General features: G+C 63.2%; 18 protein-coding genes. 4 read left to right on the forward strand and 14 right to left on the reverse strand.

The window, feature by feature from the left end; all coding sequences use genetic code 11:
• Nucleotides 1–198 precede the first annotated feature (198 nt).
• From AC0IW7_RS22140 to AC0IW7_RS22170, 7 genes are all read right to left on the reverse strand, one after another.
• A complete protein-coding gene (locus tag AC0IW7_RS22140) occupies nt 199–921 on the reverse strand; it encodes an ABC transporter ATP-binding protein (RefSeq protein WP_471820881.1) in 723 nt (240 codons plus the stop codon).
• Nucleotides 922–923: 2 nt separating this feature from the next.
• On the reverse strand, nt 924–1772 hold the full coding sequence (locus tag AC0IW7_RS22145; RefSeq protein WP_471820883.1) for an ABC transporter permease: 849 nt from the start codon (nt 1770–1772) through the stop codon (nt 924–926).
• A gap of 73 nt (nt 1773–1845) precedes the next feature.
• Nucleotides 1846–2862 carry an aliphatic sulfonate ABC transporter substrate-binding protein gene (locus tag AC0IW7_RS22150; RefSeq protein ID WP_471820885.1) on the reverse strand — a complete coding sequence of 339 codons (1017 nt, stop codon included), beginning with the start codon at nt 2860–2862 and terminating at the stop codon, nt 1846–1848.
• 226 nt (nt 2863–3088) lie between these two features.
• A complete protein-coding gene (locus AC0IW7_RS22155; RefSeq protein ID WP_471820886.1) occupies nt 3089–5509 on the reverse strand; it encodes a TonB-dependent siderophore receptor in 2421 nt (806 codons plus the stop codon).
• Nucleotides 5510–5575: 66 nt separating this feature from the next.
• On the reverse strand, nt 5576–6538 hold the full coding sequence (locus AC0IW7_RS22160; RefSeq protein ID WP_471820888.1) for a FecR domain-containing protein: 963 nt from the start codon (nt 6536–6538) through the stop codon (nt 5576–5578).
• Nucleotides 6538–7059, reverse strand: coding sequence for a sigma-70 family RNA polymerase sigma factor (locus AC0IW7_RS22165; protein ID WP_471820889.1), 522 nt, complete (start codon nt 7057–7059; stop codon nt 6538–6540). Before AC0IW7_RS22165 ends, AC0IW7_RS22160 begins: the two co-directional genes overlap by 1 nt.
• 111 nt (nt 7060–7170) lie before the next feature.
• Nucleotides 7171–7977 (reverse strand): cyclase family protein, encoded by an 807-nt coding sequence (locus AC0IW7_RS22170; protein WP_471820890.1) that lies wholly within the window; start codon nt 7975–7977, stop codon nt 7171–7173.
• 78 nt (nt 7978–8055) lie between these two features.
• On the opposite strand from AC0IW7_RS22170, the gene AC0IW7_RS22175 reads away from it, so the two are divergent.
• Nucleotides 8056–8451 carry a carboxymuconolactone decarboxylase family protein gene (locus tag AC0IW7_RS22175; protein ID WP_463542052.1) on the forward strand — a complete coding sequence of 132 codons (396 nt, stop codon included), beginning with the start codon at nt 8056–8058 and terminating at the stop codon, nt 8449–8451.
• 9 nt (nt 8452–8460) lie between these two features.
• Here the strand turns inward: AC0IW7_RS22175 and AC0IW7_RS22180 are convergent, their stop codons facing one another.
• The 4 genes from AC0IW7_RS22180 to AC0IW7_RS22195 are packed head-to-tail and all read right to left on the reverse strand — an operon-like array spanning nt 8461 to nt 13481.
• Nucleotides 8461–10830 carry a CehA/McbA family metallohydrolase domain-containing protein gene (locus tag AC0IW7_RS22180; protein WP_471820891.1) on the reverse strand — a complete coding sequence of 790 codons (2370 nt, stop codon included), beginning with the start codon at nt 10828–10830 and terminating at the stop codon, nt 8461–8463.
• Between the two features lie 41 nt (nt 10831–10871).
• Nucleotides 10872–11621 carry an ABC transporter permease gene (locus AC0IW7_RS22185; RefSeq protein WP_122498569.1) on the reverse strand — a complete coding sequence of 250 codons (750 nt, stop codon included), beginning with the start codon at nt 11619–11621 and terminating at the stop codon, nt 10872–10874.
• Nucleotides 11622–11641: 20 nt separating this feature from the next.
• On the reverse strand, nt 11642–12631 hold the full coding sequence (locus tag AC0IW7_RS22190; protein ID WP_471820893.1) for an ABC transporter substrate-binding protein: 990 nt from the start codon (nt 12629–12631) through the stop codon (nt 11642–11644).
• 13 nt (nt 12632–12644) lie between these two features.
• Nucleotides 12645–13481: an ABC transporter ATP-binding protein gene (locus AC0IW7_RS22195; protein WP_471820895.1), complete on the reverse strand. Its 837-nt coding sequence runs from the start codon at nt 13479–13481 to the stop codon at nt 12645–12647.
• Nucleotides 13482–13621: 140 nt separating this feature from the next.
• Between AC0IW7_RS22195 and AC0IW7_RS22200 the strand changes: the two genes are divergently transcribed.
• Genes AC0IW7_RS22200 through AC0IW7_RS22210 form a run of 3 tightly spaced genes read left to right on the forward strand, consistent with a single transcriptional unit; the run spans nt 13622 to nt 16253 of the window.
• Nucleotides 13622–14350 (forward strand): GntR family transcriptional regulator, encoded by a 729-nt coding sequence (locus tag AC0IW7_RS22200; RefSeq protein WP_471820897.1) that lies wholly within the window; start codon nt 13622–13624, stop codon nt 14348–14350.
• Between the two features lie 50 nt (nt 14351–14400).
• The gene (locus AC0IW7_RS22205; RefSeq protein WP_471820899.1) at nt 14401–15411 is read left to right on the forward strand and encodes an ABC transporter substrate-binding protein; all 1011 of its coding nucleotides are present in this window, start codon (nt 14401–14403) and stop codon (nt 15409–15411) included.
• Nucleotides 15408–16253: an ABC transporter permease gene (locus AC0IW7_RS22210; protein ID WP_471820900.1), complete on the forward strand. Its 846-nt coding sequence runs from the start codon at nt 15408–15410 to the stop codon at nt 16251–16253. The genes AC0IW7_RS22205 and AC0IW7_RS22210 overlap by 4 nt, the downstream gene beginning before the upstream one ends.
• Here AC0IW7_RS22210 and AC0IW7_RS22215 read toward each other — a convergent pair.
• From AC0IW7_RS22215 to nirB, 3 genes are all read right to left on the reverse strand, one after another.
• On the reverse strand, nt 16250–16987 hold the full coding sequence (locus AC0IW7_RS22215; protein WP_471820901.1) for a substrate-binding periplasmic protein: 738 nt from the start codon (nt 16985–16987) through the stop codon (nt 16250–16252). The two genes, AC0IW7_RS22210 and AC0IW7_RS22215, sit on opposite strands and share 4 nt — an antisense overlap.
• A gap of 321 nt (nt 16988–17308) precedes the next feature.
• Nucleotides 17309–17668: a nitrite reductase small subunit NirD gene (gene nirD / locus AC0IW7_RS22220; protein ID WP_471820902.1), complete on the reverse strand. Its 360-nt coding sequence runs from the start codon at nt 17666–17668 to the stop codon at nt 17309–17311.
• On the reverse strand, nt 17668–20232 hold the full coding sequence (gene nirB, locus AC0IW7_RS22225; protein WP_471820903.1) for a nitrite reductase large subunit NirB: 2565 nt from the start codon (nt 20230–20232) through the stop codon (nt 17668–17670). The genes nirD and nirB overlap by 1 nt, the downstream gene beginning before the upstream one ends.
• Nucleotides 20233–20647: the final 415 nt, after the last annotated feature.

Genomic DNA, 20647 nt, shown 5'->3' on the forward strand with positions numbered 1-20647 from the left:
CCCGACACGCCTCTCGCGGCTCCCGGCCGCTCAACCCCCTACGCAACGACTCCACTCGGCCTGCGATAAACCTCGCGAGGTAGATCAAAAGCGATAGATCAAAATCCAGGTCAAAAGCGGCAGATCCCAAACCGACCAAAAGCGGTGGATCAAGCGCCGATTGAGGCTCGATCCCAAACCGGCCCACCTACATGGGCCTCAAATAACATGCGCCAACTGAAGCTCAGTCAACGCCTCCCCCTTCAACCTCCCCAACTCCGCATCCCGCCGATCCCTCGGCCGCCCCAACGGTACATCGAGACCGAGTCGGATACTGCTCGGCTGCTGACTCCCCATCACCAACACCCGATCACTCAAGTACAGCGCCTCATCCACGTCATGCGTGACCAGCAACAACGCAATGCCATGGTGCTGCGCCAACTGCAGCAACAAATCCTGCAATTTCATCCGCGTAAACGCATCCACCGCGCTAAACGGCTCGTCCAGCAGCAACACCTGAGGCCGCGAGTACAGCCCGCGCGCCAGCGCTACACGTTGCGCCATGCCGCCTGAAAGCTGCTTGGGCAAGGCGTCGGCAAAACCGTCCAGGCCCACTTCAGTGATCAGTTGCCGCACCCACGGCGCGTCGTAGTCGGCGCCGGCGCTGAAGCCGATGTTTTGCGCCACGGTCAGCCACGGCATCAGACGGGGTTCCTGGAATACGAACGCCACATCGGCGCCCTGCTCGCTGCGGCTGACGGCGCCGCTGAAGTCGCGTTCAAGCCCGGCGGCAATGCGCAGCAAGGTGCTTTTGCCGCAGCCGCTGGGGCCGAGCAGGCTGACGATTTCCTGGGGGTCCAGGTGCAGGTCGATGTTGCGTAACACGGTGACCGCGTCGAAGTGTTTGCGCTCGATGCGCACGTTCAGAAGGGCCTGCGCCATGCTCAGTTCTCGGTGGGGCCAGCGCTGTTGCCGGTGAAGGCGTCGCGCCAGGCGAGGAAGTGCTGTTCGAGTTTTGCCAGCACGCCGTCGCACACTTTGCCGAGCACGGCGAGCACGATGATGGCGGCCAGCACGATGTCGGGACGCGAGGTTTCGCGGCCGTCGGTGAGCAGGTAGCCCAGGCCCTTGGTGGCGGCGATCAGTTCGGCGGCGACGAGGAACATCCAGGCCAGGCTCATGCCGCTGCGCAGGCCCGTGAACAGGCCGGGCAAGGCCGCGGGCAGCAGAATGCGCCGCGCCAGTTGGGTGGCGCTGAAGCCGTACATTTGCCCCACTTCCACCAGTTTGCGGTCGATGTTGCGGATGGCCGCTACGCCGTTGAGGTACACGGGGAAGAACGCGCCAATGGCGATCAGCACCACTTTTGAGGTTTCGTCGATGCCCAGCCACAGCAGCAGCAACGGCACCCACGCCAGGCTTGGAATCGCGCGCAGGCCGGCGAAGGTAGGTTCCAGATAGGCTTCGGCCTCACGGCTCAGGCCCACCCAGGCGGCGGCCAGAAGCGCCAGGCCGCCGCCGATGGCAAAGCCGGATAACACGCGAAGCAGGCTGGCGCCGATGTGGTTCCATAACTGCCCGCCGGCCAGGTCGCGCAGGGTCAGGGCAATGTCGCTGGGTGCCGGCAGTTGGTACGGCGGCACCCAACCGATGCGCACTACAAACTCCAGTGCCAACAGCGCCACCACCGGCAGCACCAGGCCCTTGGCGCGGCGTTTCCAGGCAGCGCTGTCGACCACCGGCTTCCAGCTGCGCTCGGTGGACAGGGGCAGGGTTTTGCTTTTGCTGGTCATAGGGTTGGCCCTAATGGATGCAAGTGCCACCTTCACATCGACCCGGTAGGCGCTGCTGAGCGGCATGAGTCGTTTACTTGGCCGCAACAGCCTGTTTGCTGAACGACGGTTCGATCAGTTGATCCACCACGGCGTTCACGTCCACGCCTTTGCGTACCAGTTCTTCGGTCAGCAGAATCGGCGCGGCGGCTTTGAGGGCGGCGATGTGTTCGGCACCGGGCTGCGAGTTGCTGAAGTCGGTGCGTTGCAGTTGCAACTTGGCGACGTCCAGCGGCAAGCCAGATTCTTTGGAAAGAATCTGGGCCAGCTCTTCGGGGTTTTCCTGAGCCCATTTGCGCGCTTTTTCGTAGGCGGTAATCACTTTGTCGATGGCTTGCGGGTACTGCTTGGCGAACTTCTCGGTGACGTTGATGACGCCGTAACTGTTGAAGTTGACGTTGTGGTACAGGATGCGCGAACCGGCCTGCAATTGGCTGGCGGCCAGCAGCGGGTCGAGGCCGGCCCAGGCGTCGACGTCGCCTTTTTCCAGGGCGGTGCGGCCGTCGGCGTGTTGCAGGTGCACCAGCTCCACGTCGTTTTTGCTCAGGCCGGCTTGCTCCAGGCTGCGCAGGGTGAACAAGTACGGGTCGGTGCCTTTGGTGGCGGCGATTTTGTGGCCTTTGAGGTCAGCGACGATTTTGATCGGCGAGTCTTTGGCCACCACCAGTGCGGTCCATTCCGGGCGGCTGGCGATGTACACGGTTTTGATCGGGCTGCCGTTGGCGCGGCTGAGCACGGCGGCCAGGCCGGCGGTGGAGCCGAAGTCGATGCTGCCGCTGTTGAGGTATTCCAGGGCGCGGTTGCTGCCTTGGCTGAGGGTCCAGGTCACTTTGCTGCCCTCGCCCACGCTCTGTTCCAGCCAACCGAAGTGTTTGAGCACCAGGCTGGTCGGCGAGTAGTAGGCGTAGTCCAGGCGCAGTTCTTTGGGCAACGCGTCGGCGGCCTGGGCGATGTGCGCGCCGCCAAGGGCGGCGATGGAAGCGCCCAGCACCAGGCCGGCGGCGGAAAAGAAACGAGCCAGGCGGCGCGTGCGGTACGGGGTGCTAGCCATGGGAAAACTCCTTGTGATGACGGGGCGACCGTTCTTTGCTTATTCCTAAAAAGAAGGAATAAGCAGCGAATCGCTATTCACAAGGAATATTGCAGCACTCATGCCAACCCCTGCAGCCCAGAGGCGGCGCGGGGTTGAGAACATTGTGCGGTCATGTTTGCTGTTAGGTGGCCAACAGCCTGTTGATCCGGTGTTGCTGGAGCAACAGTTGCGCAGCAAACAGTGGTCAGAAACCGAGGGTGGCTGAGACCAGGTACGTACGAGGCGTCGACAAACTCAAGCCCGGTTCGCTGTCGTCGGAAGCGCCGGCCGAGGCCCAGTAGCGCTCGTTCATCACGTTCTCGATGCCGGCGCGCAGGGTGATGTCTTTTTCGGCTGCCTTGAAGGCGTACCGCGCGCCCACGTCGTAGCGTTCCCAGCCGTCGATTTGCTTGCTGTTGGCTTGGTCGAGGTACTGCGAGCTGGAGTGAATGCCACGTGCGGTGAGGGTCAGGCCCGACACGCCGGGCACGTCCCATTCGGCGCCGAGGTTGACGTTGTATTCCGGGGTGGCCGGGGCGCGATTACCGTCTGCCACGCCGCCGACGGTGCCGGTCAGTTCGCTGTCGATGTACATCAACCCACCCATCAGCCGGAAGCCTTGCAGCGGCTCGCCGAATACGCTCAGTTCGATGCCTTTGTTTTCGCGCTTGCCGTTAGGGCCGAACACCCGCGAGGTGGCGTTGGTTTCGTAGGCTGGCTGCTTGATGCGGAACGCGGCGGCGGTCAGGGCGAAGCTGCCGAGGTCGTACTTGGCGCCCACTTCCACCTGACGGCTGATAAACGGCGGGAAGATTTCATCGGTGTTCACTGACGTGGACGGCGCGATCTTGCCCTGGCTCAGGCCTTCCATGTAGTTCGCATACAGCGACAGCTCGTCGGTGAGTTTGTACAGCACGCCACCGGAGGGCGAGACCTTCTCTTCGTCGTAGGCGGTATCGCCTTTTACGTCGTTGCTCCAGTCGTCCACTTGCACCCGCTGCCAGCGCGCGCCAAGGGTGAGCAGTAAGCGGTTGTCGAAAAAGCCCAGGGTGTCCGACAGCGCCACGCCGCTGAAGCGGTTCTCGGTGTACACCTCGGCGTCGGGGCGAATCGGCGTGGTCGGTGTGGGCGTTTGCACCGGGTTGTAGAGGTTGCTGGTGGCGTTGGCGTAGCGCGCGCCGCCGTTGGTGAAGTCCATGTAGAAGTAGCTGGCCGACAGGTTCAGTTCATGGCTGACCGGGCCGGTGTCGAACCAGTTGCGCACGCCGGCGGTGGCGGTGCGTACCGATTCGTCGCGGGTGAAGTCGCGCGGCTGGACCACAAAGGCACCGGCGTCGTTGCTGACCGGCACGTTGTGGCGCAGGAAGTCGTGGTTGCTTTCCCGCGCACCCACGGCGCCGTAGGCCATTAACGAATCGCTGAAGTCGTACTCGGCGTTCACCGCGCCGAAGGTGTCTTCGGTGCGTGCCTTGGTCCACGACTGCGCGTAGTTGTGGCGCACGTCGTCGGCGTCCGGCACCTTCGCAGCGGCGCCGACCAGCACACGTTCCTGCGGCGCATCGGTGTCGCGTTCGGTGTGGCCGATGTCGGTGGACAGGCGCAGGCGCTCGCCGCGAAAGTCCAGGCCCAGCACGGCCATTTCGCGGTCGACGCTCTGGTGATCCCATTCGGTGTCGCCGGACTGTTTCACACCGTTGAAACGCAGGCCGAACTGGTTGCCTTCGCCGAAGCGCCGACCGATGTCCACGGCGCCACCGACCTGGCTGTCGGAGGCGTAACTGCCGGTGAATTCGGTCAGCGGTTTGTCGTCGGCGCGCTTGGCCACCACGTTGATGCCACCGCCAACGCTGCCGCGCGGCGAGATGCCATTGACCAGTTGGCTCGGGCCTTTGAGTACGTCGACGCGGTCGGCCATTTCCATATCGATGGAGTACGTCGGCAAGATGCCGTAGAGGCCGTTATAGGAAACGTCGCTGTTGAACAGGCTGAGCCCGCGAATGGTGAATTGCTCGAAGCGGCCACCGGCCGGGTTGGTGGCGCGCACGGACGGGTCGCTGGCGACCAGGTCGTTCAAGGTGCGCGCCTGCTGATTTTTCACCGCCTCGCTGGTGTAGGTGGTCATGCTGAACGGCGTTTCCATAAAGTCGCGCGAGCCAAGCAACCCTTGCGAGCCACGGCGGGCGATCTGGCCGCCGGCATAGCGCTCAGCCTCGGCCGCGTGCTGGCCGCCGGTAATGCTGGTGGGCGCAATTTCCACGGCGCTGCCCACGGGCGCAGCCGGCACCACGGTGTAGGCGCCCTCGCCCGCTTGCTGCAACTGCAAACCGCTGCCTTGCAGCAAGCGCGCAAAGCCTTCTTCCACGCCATAGCTGCCGGACAGGCCGGGACTGTTGCGGCCGCTGACCAGCGCGGGGTCGACGGAAAGATTGACGCCGGCCTGGCTGGCGAAGCGGGTCAGCGCACTGCTCAGGCTGCCGGCGGACACCTGAAAGCTGCGACGTGCCTCGTCGGCCAGGCTGGGCACGGCGTGCAGCGCACCGGCCAGGCTGAGAATCAGGCCCAGTTGCGACAGCGGGCGCAAGGCGAAAGGCAAACGGTTGGGACGATGAGGCTGGACGACGGACATGGAGGATCGCTCTCGATTCAATTCACTTGCCTGGAATGACCGGCGAGATGAAAAAAAGGGACAGCCTCAGCCCACATTATTTTTTGCCGCCGCCGTTTTCGGCAGCAGCGTCACCCAGTAGCGCGTGCGCGATTGCACCTCGACCGGCAAGGTGGCGGCCAGCAACGCCAGCACCGTGTCAGTGTTGTCGAGGCGGAAACTGCCGGTCACACGCAGCCCTTCAAGCTCCGGCGACCAGCGCAACAGCCCGGGTCGAAAGCGGCTGAGCTCACGCAAGAAATCGCCCAGCGCCTGGTTTTCGGCCACCAGCACGCCGTCGCGCCAACCTGGCTGCGACACTTCAAAGCGCCGCACCGGGCTGATGCCGCCGATGTTCATGTCCACCTGCTGCCCTGCACGCAGCACCAGCGGCGCGCCGTGCAACGGCTGCACGCTGACCTCGCCGGCGTATACCGAAAGGTGACAGGCGTGCGCATTGCGGCGCACGCACAGTTCGCTGTTGGCGACCGCGATGTGCCCGTACGGCACTTGCACGGTCAGTGCCTGGTGGCCGGGCACCGTCAGGGCAAGCTCACCGCGCAGCAAGGTGACGGTGCGGGTGGCCAGATCGAGGTTCACGGCGCTGTCGGTGCTTAGCTCAACGGTGCTGCCATCGGCGAGCAGCCGACTGCTGCGCTCGCCGATGGCGGTGTGCAGGTCGGCACTCCAAACGTCCAGCGGCAACTGACGACTGATCAGCCAGCCGGTCGGCACCAGCGCCGCCACCGCCAGGGCGCGTTTGAGCGCGGCGCGGCGGGCCAGGTCCGGGCGGTCCAGCGTGGCCATGGCCAATTCTGGCGGCACGCCGCTAAAGCGTTCGCGCAGCAATTGGGCTTTCTGCCAGGTGGCTTCGTGGTGGGAATGGCTGTTGCGCCACTGTTGCAGGCGGCGATGGTCGTCTTCGGTGGCGCCGCCCGACTCCAGCAATGCCAACCAGCGCGCGGCGGCGCGGGCCACTTCCACGGCTTCGCTTGCCGGCGAGGCGCGCATCACAGCTCCACCAGCAAGCAGTGTTCGTAGGCCTGGGCCATGTAGCGCTTCACCGTGCGCTCAGAAATGCCCAACTGCTCGGCGATGTCGCGGTAGCCGAGGCCATGCAGTTGGCTTAACAAAAACGCACGGCGCACCGGCGCTGCCAGGCCATCGAGCAGTTCGTCCAAGGCGTGCAGGGTTTCCAGCAGCAGCCAGCGCTGTTCCGGTGACGGCACGCATTCCTCGGGCAGTTGCGCCAACGCATCGAGATAGGCCTGTTCCAGGCTGCGGCGGGTGTAGAAGTTGCTGAGCAGGCGTTTGCCGACGGTGAGCAGATAGGCGCGCGGTTCGCGTAAATCGGCGAGCGGCTGCGCGCTGGAGAGCACGCGCAAGAAGGTGTCCTGGCTGATATCCGCCGCATCCCACGCGTTGCCGACGCGGCGGCGCAACCAGCTTTCCAGCCACGTGCGGTGCTCGCGGTACAGCGCTGTCAGGCCGTGCTCCGGCATGTGCGGCGGCGTTGAGGCGACTTCAGTCATAGCGAGAGGCTCTGCCTACGAAACAAATGAGATTGATTCTATTTAAGGCAGAGCGTCATACCAAGCGATTTTATAAATCCAGGCGTTTAAACGCCCGCTGACCCCCCGTTATCACGGCACGATGGCAAACACGCGCGCCGGGAAACCGCTGCCCTTTTCAATTTTCGGAAAACTCACCACAGCTAGCGCACCGGCTTCGGGCACTTGGTCGAGGTTATTGAGCAGCTCGATTTGGTAGTGGTTCTTGCCGAGGATGTACGACTCCAGCGAATAGTCGTCTTTGCTGGTGGCGATGCCAGGGTCGGTATCGGTGGTTTCGTGGCCCGACGCGGTAATTTTTCGCGTTTCGTACAGGTACACCAGCACCTCTTTGCTCCAGCCCGGATAGTGCGCCACGCCTTTGTCGTCGAGGTTTTGAATCTTGTCCTGGCTCGGCCAGCGCTTGGACCAATCGCTGCGCAGCGCCACAAACGCGCCGGCGGGGATGGCGCCGTGGCGTTTTTCCCAGGCTTTTACATCGTCGAGGGTGACGGTGTAGTCCGGGTTCTTTTGCACCTGTTGGTGAATGTCCAGCACCACCAATGGCAACAGTTGCTCGGTCACTGGAATCTGGTCGACGGTGCGCAGGCCGGTGTGGAAATGCGCGGGCGGATCAACATGCGTGCCCCACTGCCCCACGTGGGAATACAGGTCCACCTGGAAGCCGTCTTTCTCAATGGTGTACAGGGTTTTGCGCTGCGCCGGCTCGAAGCCTTTCCAGTGCGGAATCTGCTCGTTGTAGCTGTGGGTCAGGTCGACCCATTTATGACTTTTCAGCGACGCGTACACGTTCCATAAACCCGGCTCGGCGGCGGTGGCCGTGGCGGTGTACAGGGGCAGTAAGGCGGTGGCGGCTAACGCCAGAATGCGCAATGACATCGGTTTCTCTCCTTGATAGCGTTAGAGCAGACGGTAGTTTCCCTTCGGCTCAACGCAAAAAATATTAGGAATAAGAACATGACGTCCAAGCACTTAATCGAATATGAAAATGCCAATGCGCGCGTACGGGCGGTGTACGACGACATCAAGCAAACGCGTCAGGTTGATCAGGTCAATAACTTCTGGAAATGCATCGCCGCGCACCCCGACACCCTGGAGCGCACCTGGCAGAGCCTCAAGCAGGTGATGGCCCCGGGCGCGCTGGACGCCCTGACCAAAGAGCTGATTTACGTCGCCGTCAGCGTGACCAACAACTGCCCGTATTGCATCGGCTCGCACACCGCGAGCGCGCGCAAAGCGGGCATGACCGACGAGATGTTTGGCGAGCTGCAGGCGGTAATCGGCATGGCCAACGAAACCAATCGCCTGGCCACCGGCTACCGCGTGCCGCTGGACGATGCCTTTAAAGACTGACCGCGCGCCCTACACGCTGACAAACACCGCCGAGGTCCAAACCCGCGACTGGTCGCGCTGGCGTGCGGTGATAAACAGCGGGTGCTCGCGGGCCGGGTCCAGCGCCAGTTCGTCGAGCCCAATACTGCCCTGCACCTCACGCGGCAACGGCTGCTCGGTGATGCGTTCCAGCGCCACTTGCAGTTCGGCGCCCGGCAGTTTTTCCACCACCGCGCCCTGCTCCAGCAACTGCGTGCCCGACACCTGCACCTTCACGGTCGGCGCGTGCACATGGGGATGGGGCTGCAACGGATCGCCGACTTTCACGTAGGCGTCCACGCGACTGGTGAGGCTGATGCGCGCGCCGGCCAGTTGCGACAGCTCGATTTCCAGGCTGTCGGTGTCGCCATTGGTGTCGGTACGAAAGGCCAGCGTGGTGGCGTTTTTGCGCCACACGGTTTGCTCCGGGTGATCAGCACCCAGGAAGTTGAAGCCGTTGATAACCGCGCCGGTGATCTCGATTTCGCCGCTCCAGTACGCGCCGCGATAACGGTCTTTGATCCGCGCGCCGCCCAGGCGAACCCGCACGCGGCGGCTCGAAAGCCCAGCTTCTTCATGCAGGTTGCGCGACCAGATGCACTGCTCGCCATCAAACAGTTCCACCTGCTCCCAGCCGGCATCGCCGAGCAGGCGGTAGTCCAGGGTTTGCCCGGCTTCAGCGCGCAGCACGTCGCCCATCAACCGCTCACCAACCTTCACCACGCCCACGCTGCGCTCGCCGGTGGTGGCAAAGGTGTGACGGGCGCGCAGCGCTTTGCCGACGCCGGCGCGGTCGAAGCTGTCGGCGATTACGCCGGTGAGGCCGCCGCGCGAACCAAACACCGCCGTGGCCGGCACGCCGCCGCCGCAACGGCCCTGGTGCTCGTCACTGTTGGCCGCCGCGCCAACGCGATAACCGCGCTGCAAGGCTTCGGCGTACACCCAATGAAATTGCCCCCAGGCCGAGCCCACTTCGATCAGGCGCTCCAGTTCCGGGTGATGCCAGTCCAGGTTGCAGCGACGCCCGCCCACGTGGGGCATCATCAAATGCCCTTCGGGGTTTTTTGCGTAGGCCGCGTACAGCTCGTCCACCGGCCAGGCGCCGGGCTTGATGGTGCCGGCGGTGAATTCATTCCATTCGAACGAGCGCACCAGACGCCCCTGCGCGTCGAAGGGAAAGTCCGGCTTGCCGTCATGCAGGAACACCACATTGCGGTCGCCGCCGGCGCAGGAGTTGCCGCACCACTCGGTGCCCGGGTAGCAGACAAAACGGCCCGGCTCGTTGAGTTCGCCGATCAGCGCCACGGCGGCGTCCCAGCGTTTTTCGGTGATGTTGAAATCGTTGGCGGTGTAGCCCAGCACATCGAGGCCGGCCACGTCGCGGCCATAGCTGAGGTTGTAGAGCGTGTCGTTGGTGCCCACGGTGTCATCGGAATGCACATGCAAGTCGGCATACAACGGGCGAATGCCGGCGCCCGCTTCGTCGACGTTGATGTACGCCTGCGCTGGGGCGATGCCCGGCTCGTCGGGCTGCACACTCACGGACCACTCGCCCACTGCTTCCAGTTTCAGCGCGGGTACACGAACCACCGCCCAGCCTTCGGCCGCCAAGGTGATGGGCAGGGCCAGGCTGCTGCCCTGCGGACCGTTGAGCAGCAAGTTGCCGGTCAGCGGCAAGTTGCGGCTGGTGTTGCCCCAGGCATCGTCGGCGCGTATCAGCACATCGAATGGCTGCCCCTGACCGACCAGACGCGGCACGATCACCAGCATGCGCTCCGGCACGCCGGGCACGATATCGAGCAGCAAATCGCCCGGCACTTCGGCAAATTTCGAGCTGCCCAGCGGGTCGATAAACAGGCGCAGGCGGAAGTCTTTTTCGACAAAACTCTGCACCCGTGTGCCCGCCCCGCCCTGGCGACGGTCGCCGATGCGAATGACGATGCGGTCGCCGGGGTTGAGGTAACCGTCCACGATGTCGATCAGGATGGCTTTCTGAAACGGCCGCTCGTGGCCCTTCTGGTCGAAGCGCACGTTCAGGTGCTGCACGGTCGCCGGGCTTTGCCCTGGCACCAGCTCGCCCGCCTGGTATTCGGCGCTCACGTAGTTGGCGGCGGTAGGGTCGGAAGTCTGGAACAGCGCCCAGTCCGAATAGAATTTGAACGCGAGTTTGAGCCAGGCGCCGTCGGCCAGGCCGCTGGCGCCCACCTCGTAGACAAAGGTGATTTCGTCCCACTGGCCGGCCACCAGCGTGTGCCGGTCGCAACGGATGCTGCCCAGAAACGGCCGCGCCTTGTTGCGCGCATACAGGCCGACGGGGGCGGTGTATTCACCGGCTTCACGGGGATCGAACGTCTGGCTCACGGTAAGTCCTCTTGATCAAAAAAATGCGCTGGCGCGACGCTTCAGGCCGCGCGCCACGCTTGGTAATGACGCTCGATACGGCGGAACACCAAGGCTTCCATCAGCCAGGCGAGCAAGCCGATCAACACGATGCCCAGCAGCACCTGGCTGCTGTTGCCGATCTGCCCGCCCATCGACACCATCCAGCCGATGCCTTGCGAGGCGCCGATCATTTCGGCGGCCACCAGCGCGCGCCAGCCCTGGCTGAAGCCAATGCGCAACGCGGCGGTGAGAAACGGCAGCGACGCCGGCAAATACACAAGGCCGAGCAACTGCCAGCGATTGGCGCCCAGGGTGCGAGCGGCGCGTACTTCGCCGTCACGAATGCCGAGCACGCCTTCCTGAATGGTTACGGCCATGGGGAACACGGCGGCGATAAAAATCACCAGCACGATGGAGAAGAAACCAAAGCCGAAAATGATCAGAATCAGCGGCGCCCAGGCAATCGGCGGAATAGCCATAAACAGGCTGTTGAGCGGCGAGATGAAATCGCGAAAACGCCGCGACAAACCCGCCGCCCCGCCCAACACCACGGCCACCAGCACCGCACTGAAAAAGCCGGCTAGTTCCTCCAGCACGCTGGCTTTGAACTGCTTCCACAGCGAGCCGTCGTCAATCCAGCGCAGCGCCTCGGCCGCCACGGTCCACGGCTGCGGCAGCACGTAGCTGGGAAAGCGGCTGGCCAGGGCAATCCACACCAGCAGCAAAAACGGCAGCGAGGCCCAGCCCCAGTTGGGGGTTGGCAGTGACAGGGAGCGATTCATGGCTGGACTCAACGCGAGGCTTTTTGCAGGTACGAGGTGTCGACCAGATCCTTGAGGGGAATCTGCGCGTCCATGAATTTCAGTTCGTTGGAGTAGTTCATCAGGCGCTGAATAAACGCAAGGTCCGAGGCTTGCAGCTCGGCCGACCAGCCCAGACGCTTGCGCGCTTCGGCAACAATTTCCACGCCGCTGACGGTGCTGCCGTCGGCGCGTTGCACGGTTTCCAGCTTGAAGGCCTCGGCAATGATCGCGTTGGCCTCAGCCGGGTGTTCGTTGAGAAAGGCGATGGCCTTGCGGTGGGCGCGCAGCAGTTTCACCACGTCATCGGGGCGCTGTTGCAGGGTTTCCGGCAGACCGATCACCACGTACCACGGGTAATTGGGCAGCGCCTGATTCACGTCGAGCAACAGTCGCGCCGAGCCGCGCAGCAGCGCCTGGCTGACAAAGGGTTCCCAGCTGAAGGCCGCATCGACAATGCCGCGTTCCAGCGCCGCGTTCATGTTGCCGGGCGGCATGTCGACGATTTCGACGTCGGTGTCCGGTTCCAGCTTGGCGTTTTCTTTGAGCACGTAGCCGCGCAGCAGCACGTCCATGCCGCTGCCCTTTTTCACCCCGGCCAGCTTGTGGCCTTTGAGTTCGGCGAGGCTCTTGATCGGGCTGTCGCTGCGGGTCAGCACGGCGGCCTGGCCGTAGTTGACCTTGGCCAGGATCACGCTCTTCAAGCCGCGCGCATACCACTGGTACACCGGCGGCGTGCCGACGTAGGCCACGTCCAATTCGTGGGCCGCGAGCGCCTGTTGAATCACCGGGCCGTCGCCCAGCGCTTTGATGTCCACCGCCAAGCCTTCGTCGCGGTAATAGCCCTGTTTCTCGGCAACGATCACCGGCGCGTTGGCCATGGCCATCACGTAGCCGATACGCAGCGGTTCAGCAGCCTGGGCGCCGCCCAGCCAGGAAGTAGCCGCCAGCGCGACGGGCAACAACAGTGCTTTGATCATGGAATTCTCGATATCAGGAAGTGAGTTCAGGAAGCGACGGCGACTGCGCCATGACGTCGCCGATGCGTTCCATCAGCTCGTTGCGATAGTCGAGAAAAGCCGGCAAGCGGCGGGTGTCACGGTTGGTGCGGGGGCGCGGCAAGTCGATGGCGAGCTCGCTGTGAACGCCCCCTGGGGCAATGTTCAGCACCACCACGCGGTCGGCAAGAAACACCGCTTCGTCGATGTCGTGGGTGATGAACAACACGGTCTGGCCCAGCTCGGCCCAGAGCCGCAGGGTTTCTTCATTCATGGCGTTGCGGCTGATGGCATCGAGCGCCGCGAACGGTTCGTCCATCAGCAGTACCTGCGGCTCCAGCGCCAGCGTGCGAGCCAACGCCACGCGCTGCTGCATGCCGCCCGAAAGCTGAAGCGGCAAACGCTCGGCGGCCGCTTCCAGGCCGACCAAACGCAGGTAATGCAGCGCCCGCTCACGTTGCGCCGCCACGCTCTGCTCGCCGGCCACACGCAAACCAAAACGCACGTTTTCCAGCGCGCTTAGCCAGGGAAACAGCTGCGGGCTTTGGAACACATAACCCAGCGCCGGCAACTCCGGGCGCGCCGCTTCACCGTGCACCAGCAAGCGTCCGGCTTGCGGTTGTTGGAAGCCGGACAACAGATTGAGCAAGGTGGTTTTGCCGCAACCCGACGGTCCAAGAATGGCCACGAACTCGCCTGGCTTGGCGCTCAGGCTGAAGTCGCGAAACACCACGTGGCCGTTGGGGTAGGCAAAATGCGCGGCATCGACATGCAAGGCGGGCTGTGACAAGGCGAACTGTGGCATGGCGAGTTGGGTCTGGAATCGGGACATGGCAGGCGCCGTAAGGTCATTTATACTGTCTGTGGTCGTAATAATACGTATTAATACAAGTTAGCCCCAAGACTGAAAATTCATAACCTTAGAAGCGCAAGGCCACCTGCCTTGTGTTTCATGCCCTGGACGCCTCAGCCGTGACCTTGCAACGCGACAGTTCCACCTCGCTTTACGAGCAGATCGCTCAACAATTGCTGACTGAAATCCAGCAAGGCCACTTTGGCGCGCTGGGTAAATTGCCGTCGGAATCGGAGTTGGTTGAGCGCTTCCAGGTCAGCCGCGTAACCATCCGTTTGGCCTTGGCCAAGCTGGGCGATGACGGCGTGGTCGAGCGCAAGCAAGGCAAAGGCACCTTCGTGGCCGCGCAACAGGTGCGCCATGACCTCGACGCGCTGCGCAGCTTTCACGATTCGCTGCTGCTGCAAGGCCTGGCGCCGACCATGCGCCTGCTCGCCCATCGCCGCGTAGCGGTGCCGGACGAGCTGACCGAACTGTTCAGCGAAGCCTGCGTGATGGTCGAGCGGTTGCACTATGTCGACGACGAACCCATCGCCTTCGCCCGCAGCTACCTCACCGCCGAGCTGGCTGACGTCGACTGGCCCAGCGTCGAGCAAGAACCGCTGTACTCGGTGCTGGAGCGCGTCACCGGGCACCAGGTGGTGCGCGCCGACATGGCCATCCGCGCCCGCGAAGCCGACAAAAAACTGGCCGAGCACCTGGGCATCAAACGCGGCACGGCGCTGTTGGTGATGCAGCGCACCTCATGGTTTGACGAGCAGCAGTGCTGCGACCGCACCACCTTTTACATCCGCCCCGAACGCTATGAATTTGTTCTCAGCGGCGTGTTCAAAAGCCGTCAGGCGTAAAAGAAATCGCCTAGGATTCGCAACGACTCTCCGCACAAAAGGAACGCGCGATGCATTCGATTACTCGCTGGCTGGGCGGCGCTGCACTGGCTTTCACCTTGTTAATGCCTACGGCGCACACGGCCGAGCCGAAGCCGATTTACTTCGGCAACCTCACCTGGGAAAGCGGCAGCCTGATCACCGAAGTGCTGCGTGTGCTGGTGGAGAAAGGCTACGGTTTGAAGACCGACACCCAGCCCGGCAGCACCGTCAGCCTGGAAGTGGCCCTGGCGCGCAACGACATTCAGGTGATCGGCGAAGAATGGGCCGGCCGCAGCCCCGCCTGGGTCAAGGCCGAGGCCGAGGGTAAAGTGTTTGGCCTGGGCGACATCGTTAAAAACGCCGATGAAGGTTGGTGGGTGCCGGACTATGTGATTCATGGCGATGCCGCCAAAGGCATCAAAGCCGTGGCGCCGGACTTGCGTTCGGTCAGCGATTTGCCGCGCTACGCCGAGGTGTTTCGCGACGCCGAGCAACCGGAAAAAGGCCGCTTCCTCAACAGCCCCGCCGGCTGGACCTCGGAAGTGGTCAACACGCAAAAACTCAAAGCCTATGGCCTGACCGACAGCTACGTGAATTTCCGCACCGGCTCGGGTGCTGCGCTGGACGCGGAAATCACCTCGTCCATTCGCCGGGGCAAACCGGTGCTGTTCTATTACTGGTCACCCACCCCGCTAATGGGCCGCTACAAGCTGGTGCGCCTGGAAGAACCGGCGTTCGACGCCGAGGCCTGGAAAACCCTCACCGACAGCAAAAACCCCAACCCGCGCGGCAGCCGTTCACTGGCGGCGCGCTTGTCGATTGGCGTGTCGGCGCCGTTCCGTGAGCAACACCCCGAGCTGGTGGCAATGTTTGAAAAGGTCGACTTTCCCATCGCCCTGCTCAACAGCACATTGGCCAGCATGAGCGAACAGCGCCAATCGCCCCGCGCCGCCGCCGAAGCGTTTTTAAAAGCCAACCCGCAGGTGTGGCAGGCGTGGGTCAGTGACCAAGCACGCAGCAAGGTCGAGGCGTCGCTGTGAGTTCAGGCTTTCCCGAAAGCCTGCACCACTCCATCGCCGAGCCGGTCAATCACCTGGTGGATGGGTTGGTCGTCAACTATGGCGACCAGCTGCGGCAAGTGGCGGACACCTTGTTGCTGGGCGTCACCTGGCTGGAAAGCGGCCTGCGCGCCCTGCCCTGGTGGCTGCTGCTGATAATGGTATTCGCCCTCGCCTGGCATGCCGGACGCAGTTGGAAACGGGCGCTGGCGCTGGTGGCGCTGATGTTTCTGATCGGCGTGGTCGGCCTGTGGGACAAGCTGCTGCAAACCTGCGCCCTGGTGCTGGTGGCCACCGGCTTGTGCGTGCTGCTCGGCGTGCCCATCGGCGTGCTGCTCGCCTTCCGACCCACGGCGCGGCGAGTGATCATGCCGGTGCTCGATGTGATGCAAACGCTGCCCAGCTTCGTGTATCTGATTCCGGTACTGATGCTGTTTGGCCTGGGCAAGATTCCGGCGATTTTCGCCACGCTTATCTACGCCCTGCCGCCGCTGATTCGCCTCACTGATCTGGGCTTGCGCCAAGTCGACACCTCGGTGCGCGAAGCCGCGCGCTGTCTGGGCGCCACGCGCTGGCAAGTGCTGCGCAATGTCGAGCTGCCGCTGGCGCTTCCCAGCATCATGGCCGGGCTCAACCAGACGGTGATGATGGCGCTGTCGATGGTGGTGGTCGCCTCAATGATTGGCGCACGCGGGCTGGGCGAAGAAGTGTTGGTGGGCATTCAAACCCTGGACGTTGGTCGCGGCGTGGAGGCCGGGTTGGCGATCGTGGCGCTGGCAGTGATCATCGACCGCATCACCCAGGACTACGGCCGCCGGTCCTAGTTGTCCACCACGAGGCCATGGCGCTCGGCAATTTCCTTGTACACGCCGTTGCGCCGCAGCTTGGCCAGCGCCTGGTTGAAGCGCTCCAACAACTGCTCGGTATTGGGATAGTTGCGTGAGGTCATCAGGTAGTTATGGCCGACCGCCAACGGCGTTTCCAGCACATGGAAGTTGGCGTGGTCCTCGGCTGGAAAATGCTTTTGAATCACGTCCCAGCCGACCACGTCCACCGCCGGCGCCAGGTCTACGCGCCCGGCGCGCAGCTTTTTGAAACTGGACTCTTCGCTGGTCGCCGACTCCACCTGTAAACCGGCCTCAGCCAGCAGCGCCTCGTAGTAATAACCGCGCACGCCGCCGATTCGGTATTCCTGCAATTCACTCAGTGCTTCAAACGTGCGCGGATAGCCCTGATTCGTCGGGCTGTAATAGAAAAACAGGGTTTTCTTCGCATACAGCGGTTTGGAAAACAGAAACTTCGTGTCGCGCTCAGGCGTTGGCACATAAGGCATGGTCGCCCACACCTGCAACTCGTCGACCGCCCGTTCGCAACGCGGCCAAGGCATAAAACGCAGGGTGAATTTCACCCCCATTTCCTTGCCGATCTGCGGCAGCAGCTCAGTGAGAAAGCTGTTTTTGGGGTTGGAGCTGACAAACGGCGGCAGCTCGCTGGTCGCGATGGTCAGCACAGGCGTGACAGCCTGAACCGGGCCGCTTAGCGCGGCCAGGCAGAGCATGGAGAGGATGAGCGTTTTGATTGGATTGTCCGCCTGGGTGGCAAGCTGGATGAGTTATAGAACTCTAGACAATTTAGGCGGGGGTGGAAGGTAGAGCGGCTTCATCGACCGCTAGCCCCGATTGATCGGAGCGCCGCTGTCTCGAGATGCTGCCTCGCAGGATAACCAACAAGTTAGATATCTCACCGTCATCCTCGCGAACGCGGGGATCCAGTATTTCCGACTGGGCGACAATCTAGGCCAGACGTAAGATTCTGGATCCCCGCGTTCGCGAGGATGACGGTGTCAGGGGGATGATCACCGTCTTTGGCAGAGCGCTTCCTATTCGTTCCGCCCCGCCAAAAACACCTCCACCACCTCCCCACTCACCCGCACCGGCCACACCTTCAACGCTTGCTCCGGGTATTCCAGACAGGTGCCGTCCTGCAAGCGAAAGTGCTGCTTGTACAAAGGCGCCGCCACCACCAGGTCGCCCGCCAGACTGCCAATAATTCCGCGGCCAATCACATTGGCGCCGGACAACGGGTCGCGGTTTTCCACGGCGAATACCTGCTCGCCATCGGGCAGGTAAAACAGCGCCACCTGCACGCCATCCACCAGCGACACCACGCCCGAATTGGCCACCAAATCCGCCCGCGCGCATACGCCGGTCCAACCTTGTTGCCGTGCCATGGCCTGCATCACACCACCTCCACTGCGTTGATCAGCTTGAGTTCGTCGAGCTGCATCGGACGGATCTGCCCGCGCTCTTTGACGAAGTGAATATCCGGGTCGCCGCCCTTGGCATTAACGAAGGTGCGAAAGCGTTTGAGTTTTTCCGGGTCTTTCAGGGCATTTGCCCATTCGCATTCGTAGCGGTCGACCACCAATTGCATCTGCGCCTCCAGCTCGGCGGCCAGGCCCAGGCTGTCGTCGATGATCACGGCCTTGAGGTAATCCAGGCCGCCTTCCAGGCTTTCGCGCCAAACCGAGGTGCGTTGCAGCTTGTCGGCGGTGCGGATGTAGAGCATCAGGAAGCGGTCGATGTAGCGGATCAGCGTCTCGTCATCGAGGTCAGTGGCGAACAGTTCGGCGTGGCGTGGGCGCATGCCGCCGTTGCCGCTGATGTACAGGTTCCAGCCCTTCTCGGTGGCGATCACGCCAACGTCCTTGCTCTGCGCTTCGGCGCATTCGCGGGTGCAGCCGGACACGGCGAACTTGAGCTTGTGCGGCGAGCGCAGGCCCTTGTAGCGGTCTTCGATAAACAGCGCCATCTTCACGCTGTCTTGCACGCCATAGCGGCACCAGGTGCTGCCCACGCAGCTCTTCACGGTGCGGGTCGACTTGCCGTAGGCGTGGCCGGTTTCAAAGCCGGCGGCAATCAGCTCGCCCCAGATATCCGGCAGCTCATGCAACTGCGCGCCGAACAAGTCGATGCGCTGACCGCCAGTGATCTTGGTGTACAGGTCGTACTTTTTCGCCACCGCGCCGATGGCGATCAAGCCGTCCGGGGTGATCTCGCCACCGGGAATACGCGGCACCACCGAGTAGGTGCCGTTCTTCTGCATGTTGGCCATAAAGGTGTCGTTGGTGTCTTGCAGCGGAACCAGCCACGGCTCCTGAATGGGCCGGTTCCAGCACGAGGCGAGAATCGAGCCGATGGCGGGTTTGCAGATGTCGCAGCCGACATGGCCTTTGCCGTGGCGGGCGAGCATGTCTTCAAAGGTTTCGATGCCGCCCACGCGCACCAGCGAGTACAGCTCTTGGCGCGTATAGGCGAAGTGCTCGCACAGGCTCTTGTCGACCACCACGCCGCGCGCGGTCAGTTCGTGCTCGAACACTTGCTTGAGCAAGCCCGCGCAGCCGCCGCAACCGGTGGCCGCTTTGGTTTGCGACTTCAGGCCTGCGAGGTCGCTGCAACCGTTGTCGATGGCGCAGCAGATCGCGCCCTTGCTGACGTTATGGCACGAGCACACGGTGGCGCTGGCCGGCAGCGCATCCACGCCCAGGGCCGGTGCGGCGGCGCCTTGCGGCAAGATCAGGCTGGCCGGATCGGCGGGCAAGGTGATGCCGTTCTGCACGTATTGCAGCAGCGTGTCGTAGTAGCTGTTGTCGCCTACCAGCACGGCGCCGAGCGCCTGTTTGCCGTCAGCCGAGACGATCAGGCGGCGATAGGTGGAGGTGGCTTCGTCAATAAACCGGTAGCTGCGCGCGCCTTGGGTGGCGCCATGGGCATCGCCGATGGAACCGACGTCCACGCCCAGCAGTTTCAGCTTGGTCGACATGTCGGCACCGAGAAATGGCTGGGCACTGTCGTCGCTCAGGCCCACCGCATCGCACAGTTGCGCGGCCACGCTGCGGGCCATCTGATAACCCGGCGCCACCAGGCCGAAGATGCTGCCGTTCCACGCCGCGCATTCGCCGATGGCGAAAATGCGGGCATCGCTGCTGCGGCACTGGCTGTCGATGGCGATGCCGCCACGGGCGCCCAGCTCCAGCTCGCAGGCTTTGGCCAGGGCGTCTTGCGGACGAATGCCGGCGGAGAACACGATCAGGTCGGTTTCCAGAAACTCGTCATGGGCAAAGTTCATGCGGTAGCGGTATTCGCTGCCCGGCGTGATCGACTGGGTGCCGCGCGACAGGTGCACGCTCACGCCCAGTTCCTCGATCCGCGCCTTCAGCGCCTGGCCGCCGTGGTCGTCCAACTGCACCGGCATCAGGCGTGGGGCGAACTCCACCACATGGGCTTCCAGGCCGAGAGACTTGAGCGCATTCGCCGCTTCCAGCCCCAGCAGGCCGCCGCCGACGACCACGCCACGGCGGGCGTTTTTCGCCGCTGCCTGAATGGTGTCCAGGTCGGCCAGGGTGCGGTAGACCAAGCGCGAGTCGCCGGCCGCGCCTTCAATCGGCGGCACGAAGGGATAGGAACCGGTGGCCAGCACCAGGTGGTGGTAAGGCACGCAGCCGTTGGCGGTGATCACTTCCTGGCGAGCGCGGTCGATCTCCAGCACCGGCACGCCCAGGTGCAGGGTTACGCCGGGCGTGTGATACAGCGCGACATCGCCCAAGGCCAACGACTCGGCGTCACGGCCGCCGAAGTACTCGGACAAATGCACACGGTCATAGGCGCGCAGCGGTTCTTCGCTAAACACCTCGATGCGGTAATGCGCCAGGGCGCCCCGCTCCACCAGTTGCTCGACACAGTGATGGCCCACCATGCCGTTGCCGATTACCACCAGGGTTTGCAGTTCATTTGTGCTGTTCATAGACGTACCTGCCAGAGCCAACGCGGTTTTGTCGAAGCAAAAAAAAGCGCCCGGAACCAAAAAGGTTCCAGGCGCCTTTGCCTGTTCGTGCTGCCGGCCCTTGAGCCATGCAGTCATGTAGTTACCCGGGCCGGTTGCGGCCAGACGATCGCCATTGATCGACAGGGCATCCCACACGCAGCAACGCGGCGGGGTTGCAGTCACGTATGCAGTGGTTGTGCCAGAAGGAAAACAACAGCGGCGCAGAGGCCGTGGCGTGGGGCTTTTGTGCGATGGCGTGGTCTCTTTGATGCGCCCGGATCTGGAGCCAAAACAGTGCGACCACCTGCCAGACGCCCCAATTCGGACCCACAAAACCCTGTAGGAGCGGCTTTAGCCGCGATGCTCTTAACAGCCAAAGCATCGCGGCTAAAGC

The organism is Pseudomonas sp. AC229 (genome assembly GCF_979254655.1).

Bases quoted from the DNA above. Each gene is read 5' to 3' on its own strand.
- AC0IW7_RS22155 (WP_471820886.1), bottom strand. From the start codon at position 5,509: ATGTCCGTCGTCCAGCCTCATCGTCCCAACCGTTTGCCTTTCGCCTTG.
- nirD (WP_471820902.1), bottom strand. From the start codon at position 17,668: ATGCAGGCCATGGCACGGCAACAAGGTTGGACCGGCGTATGCGCGCGG.
- AC0IW7_RS22150 (WP_471820885.1), bottom strand. From the start codon at position 2,862: ATGGCTAGCACCCCGTACCGCACGCGCCGCCTGGCTCGTTTCTTTTCC.
- AC0IW7_RS22140 (WP_471820881.1), bottom strand. From the start codon at position 921: ATGGCGCAGGCCCTTCTGAACGTGCGCATCGAGCGCAAACACTTCGAC.
- AC0IW7_RS22215 (WP_471820901.1), bottom strand. From the start codon at position 16,987: ATGCTCTGCCTGGCCGCGCTAAGCGGCCCGGTTCAGGCTGTCACGCCT.
- AC0IW7_RS22160 (WP_471820888.1), bottom strand. From the start codon at position 6,538: ATGCGCGCCTCGCCGGCAAGCGAAGCCGTGGAAGTGGCCCGCGCCGCC.
- AC0IW7_RS22205 (WP_471820899.1), top strand. From the start codon at position 14,401: ATGCATTCGATTACTCGCTGGCTGGGCGGCGCTGCACTGGCTTTCACC.
- AC0IW7_RS22175 (WP_463542052.1), top strand. From the start codon at position 8,056: ATGACGTCCAAGCACTTAATCGAATATGAAAATGCCAATGCGCGCGTA.
- AC0IW7_RS22190 (WP_471820893.1), bottom strand. From the start codon at position 12,631: ATGATCAAAGCACTGTTGTTGCCCGTCGCGCTGGCGGCTACTTCCTGG.
- AC0IW7_RS22145 (WP_471820883.1), bottom strand. From the start codon at position 1,772: ATGACCAGCAAAAGCAAAACCCTGCCCCTGTCCACCGAGCGCAGCTGG.
- AC0IW7_RS22195 (WP_471820895.1), bottom strand. From the start codon at position 13,481: ATGTCCCGATTCCAGACCCAACTCGCCATGCCACAGTTCGCCTTGTCA.
- AC0IW7_RS22165 (WP_471820889.1), bottom strand. From the start codon at position 7,059: ATGACTGAAGTCGCCTCAACGCCGCCGCACATGCCGGAGCACGGCCTG.
- nirB (WP_471820903.1), bottom strand. From the start codon at position 20,232: ATGAACAGCACAAATGAACTGCAAACCCTGGTGGTAATCGGCAACGGC.
- AC0IW7_RS22170 (WP_471820890.1), bottom strand. From the start codon at position 7,977: ATGTCATTGCGCATTCTGGCGTTAGCCGCCACCGCCTTACTGCCCCTG.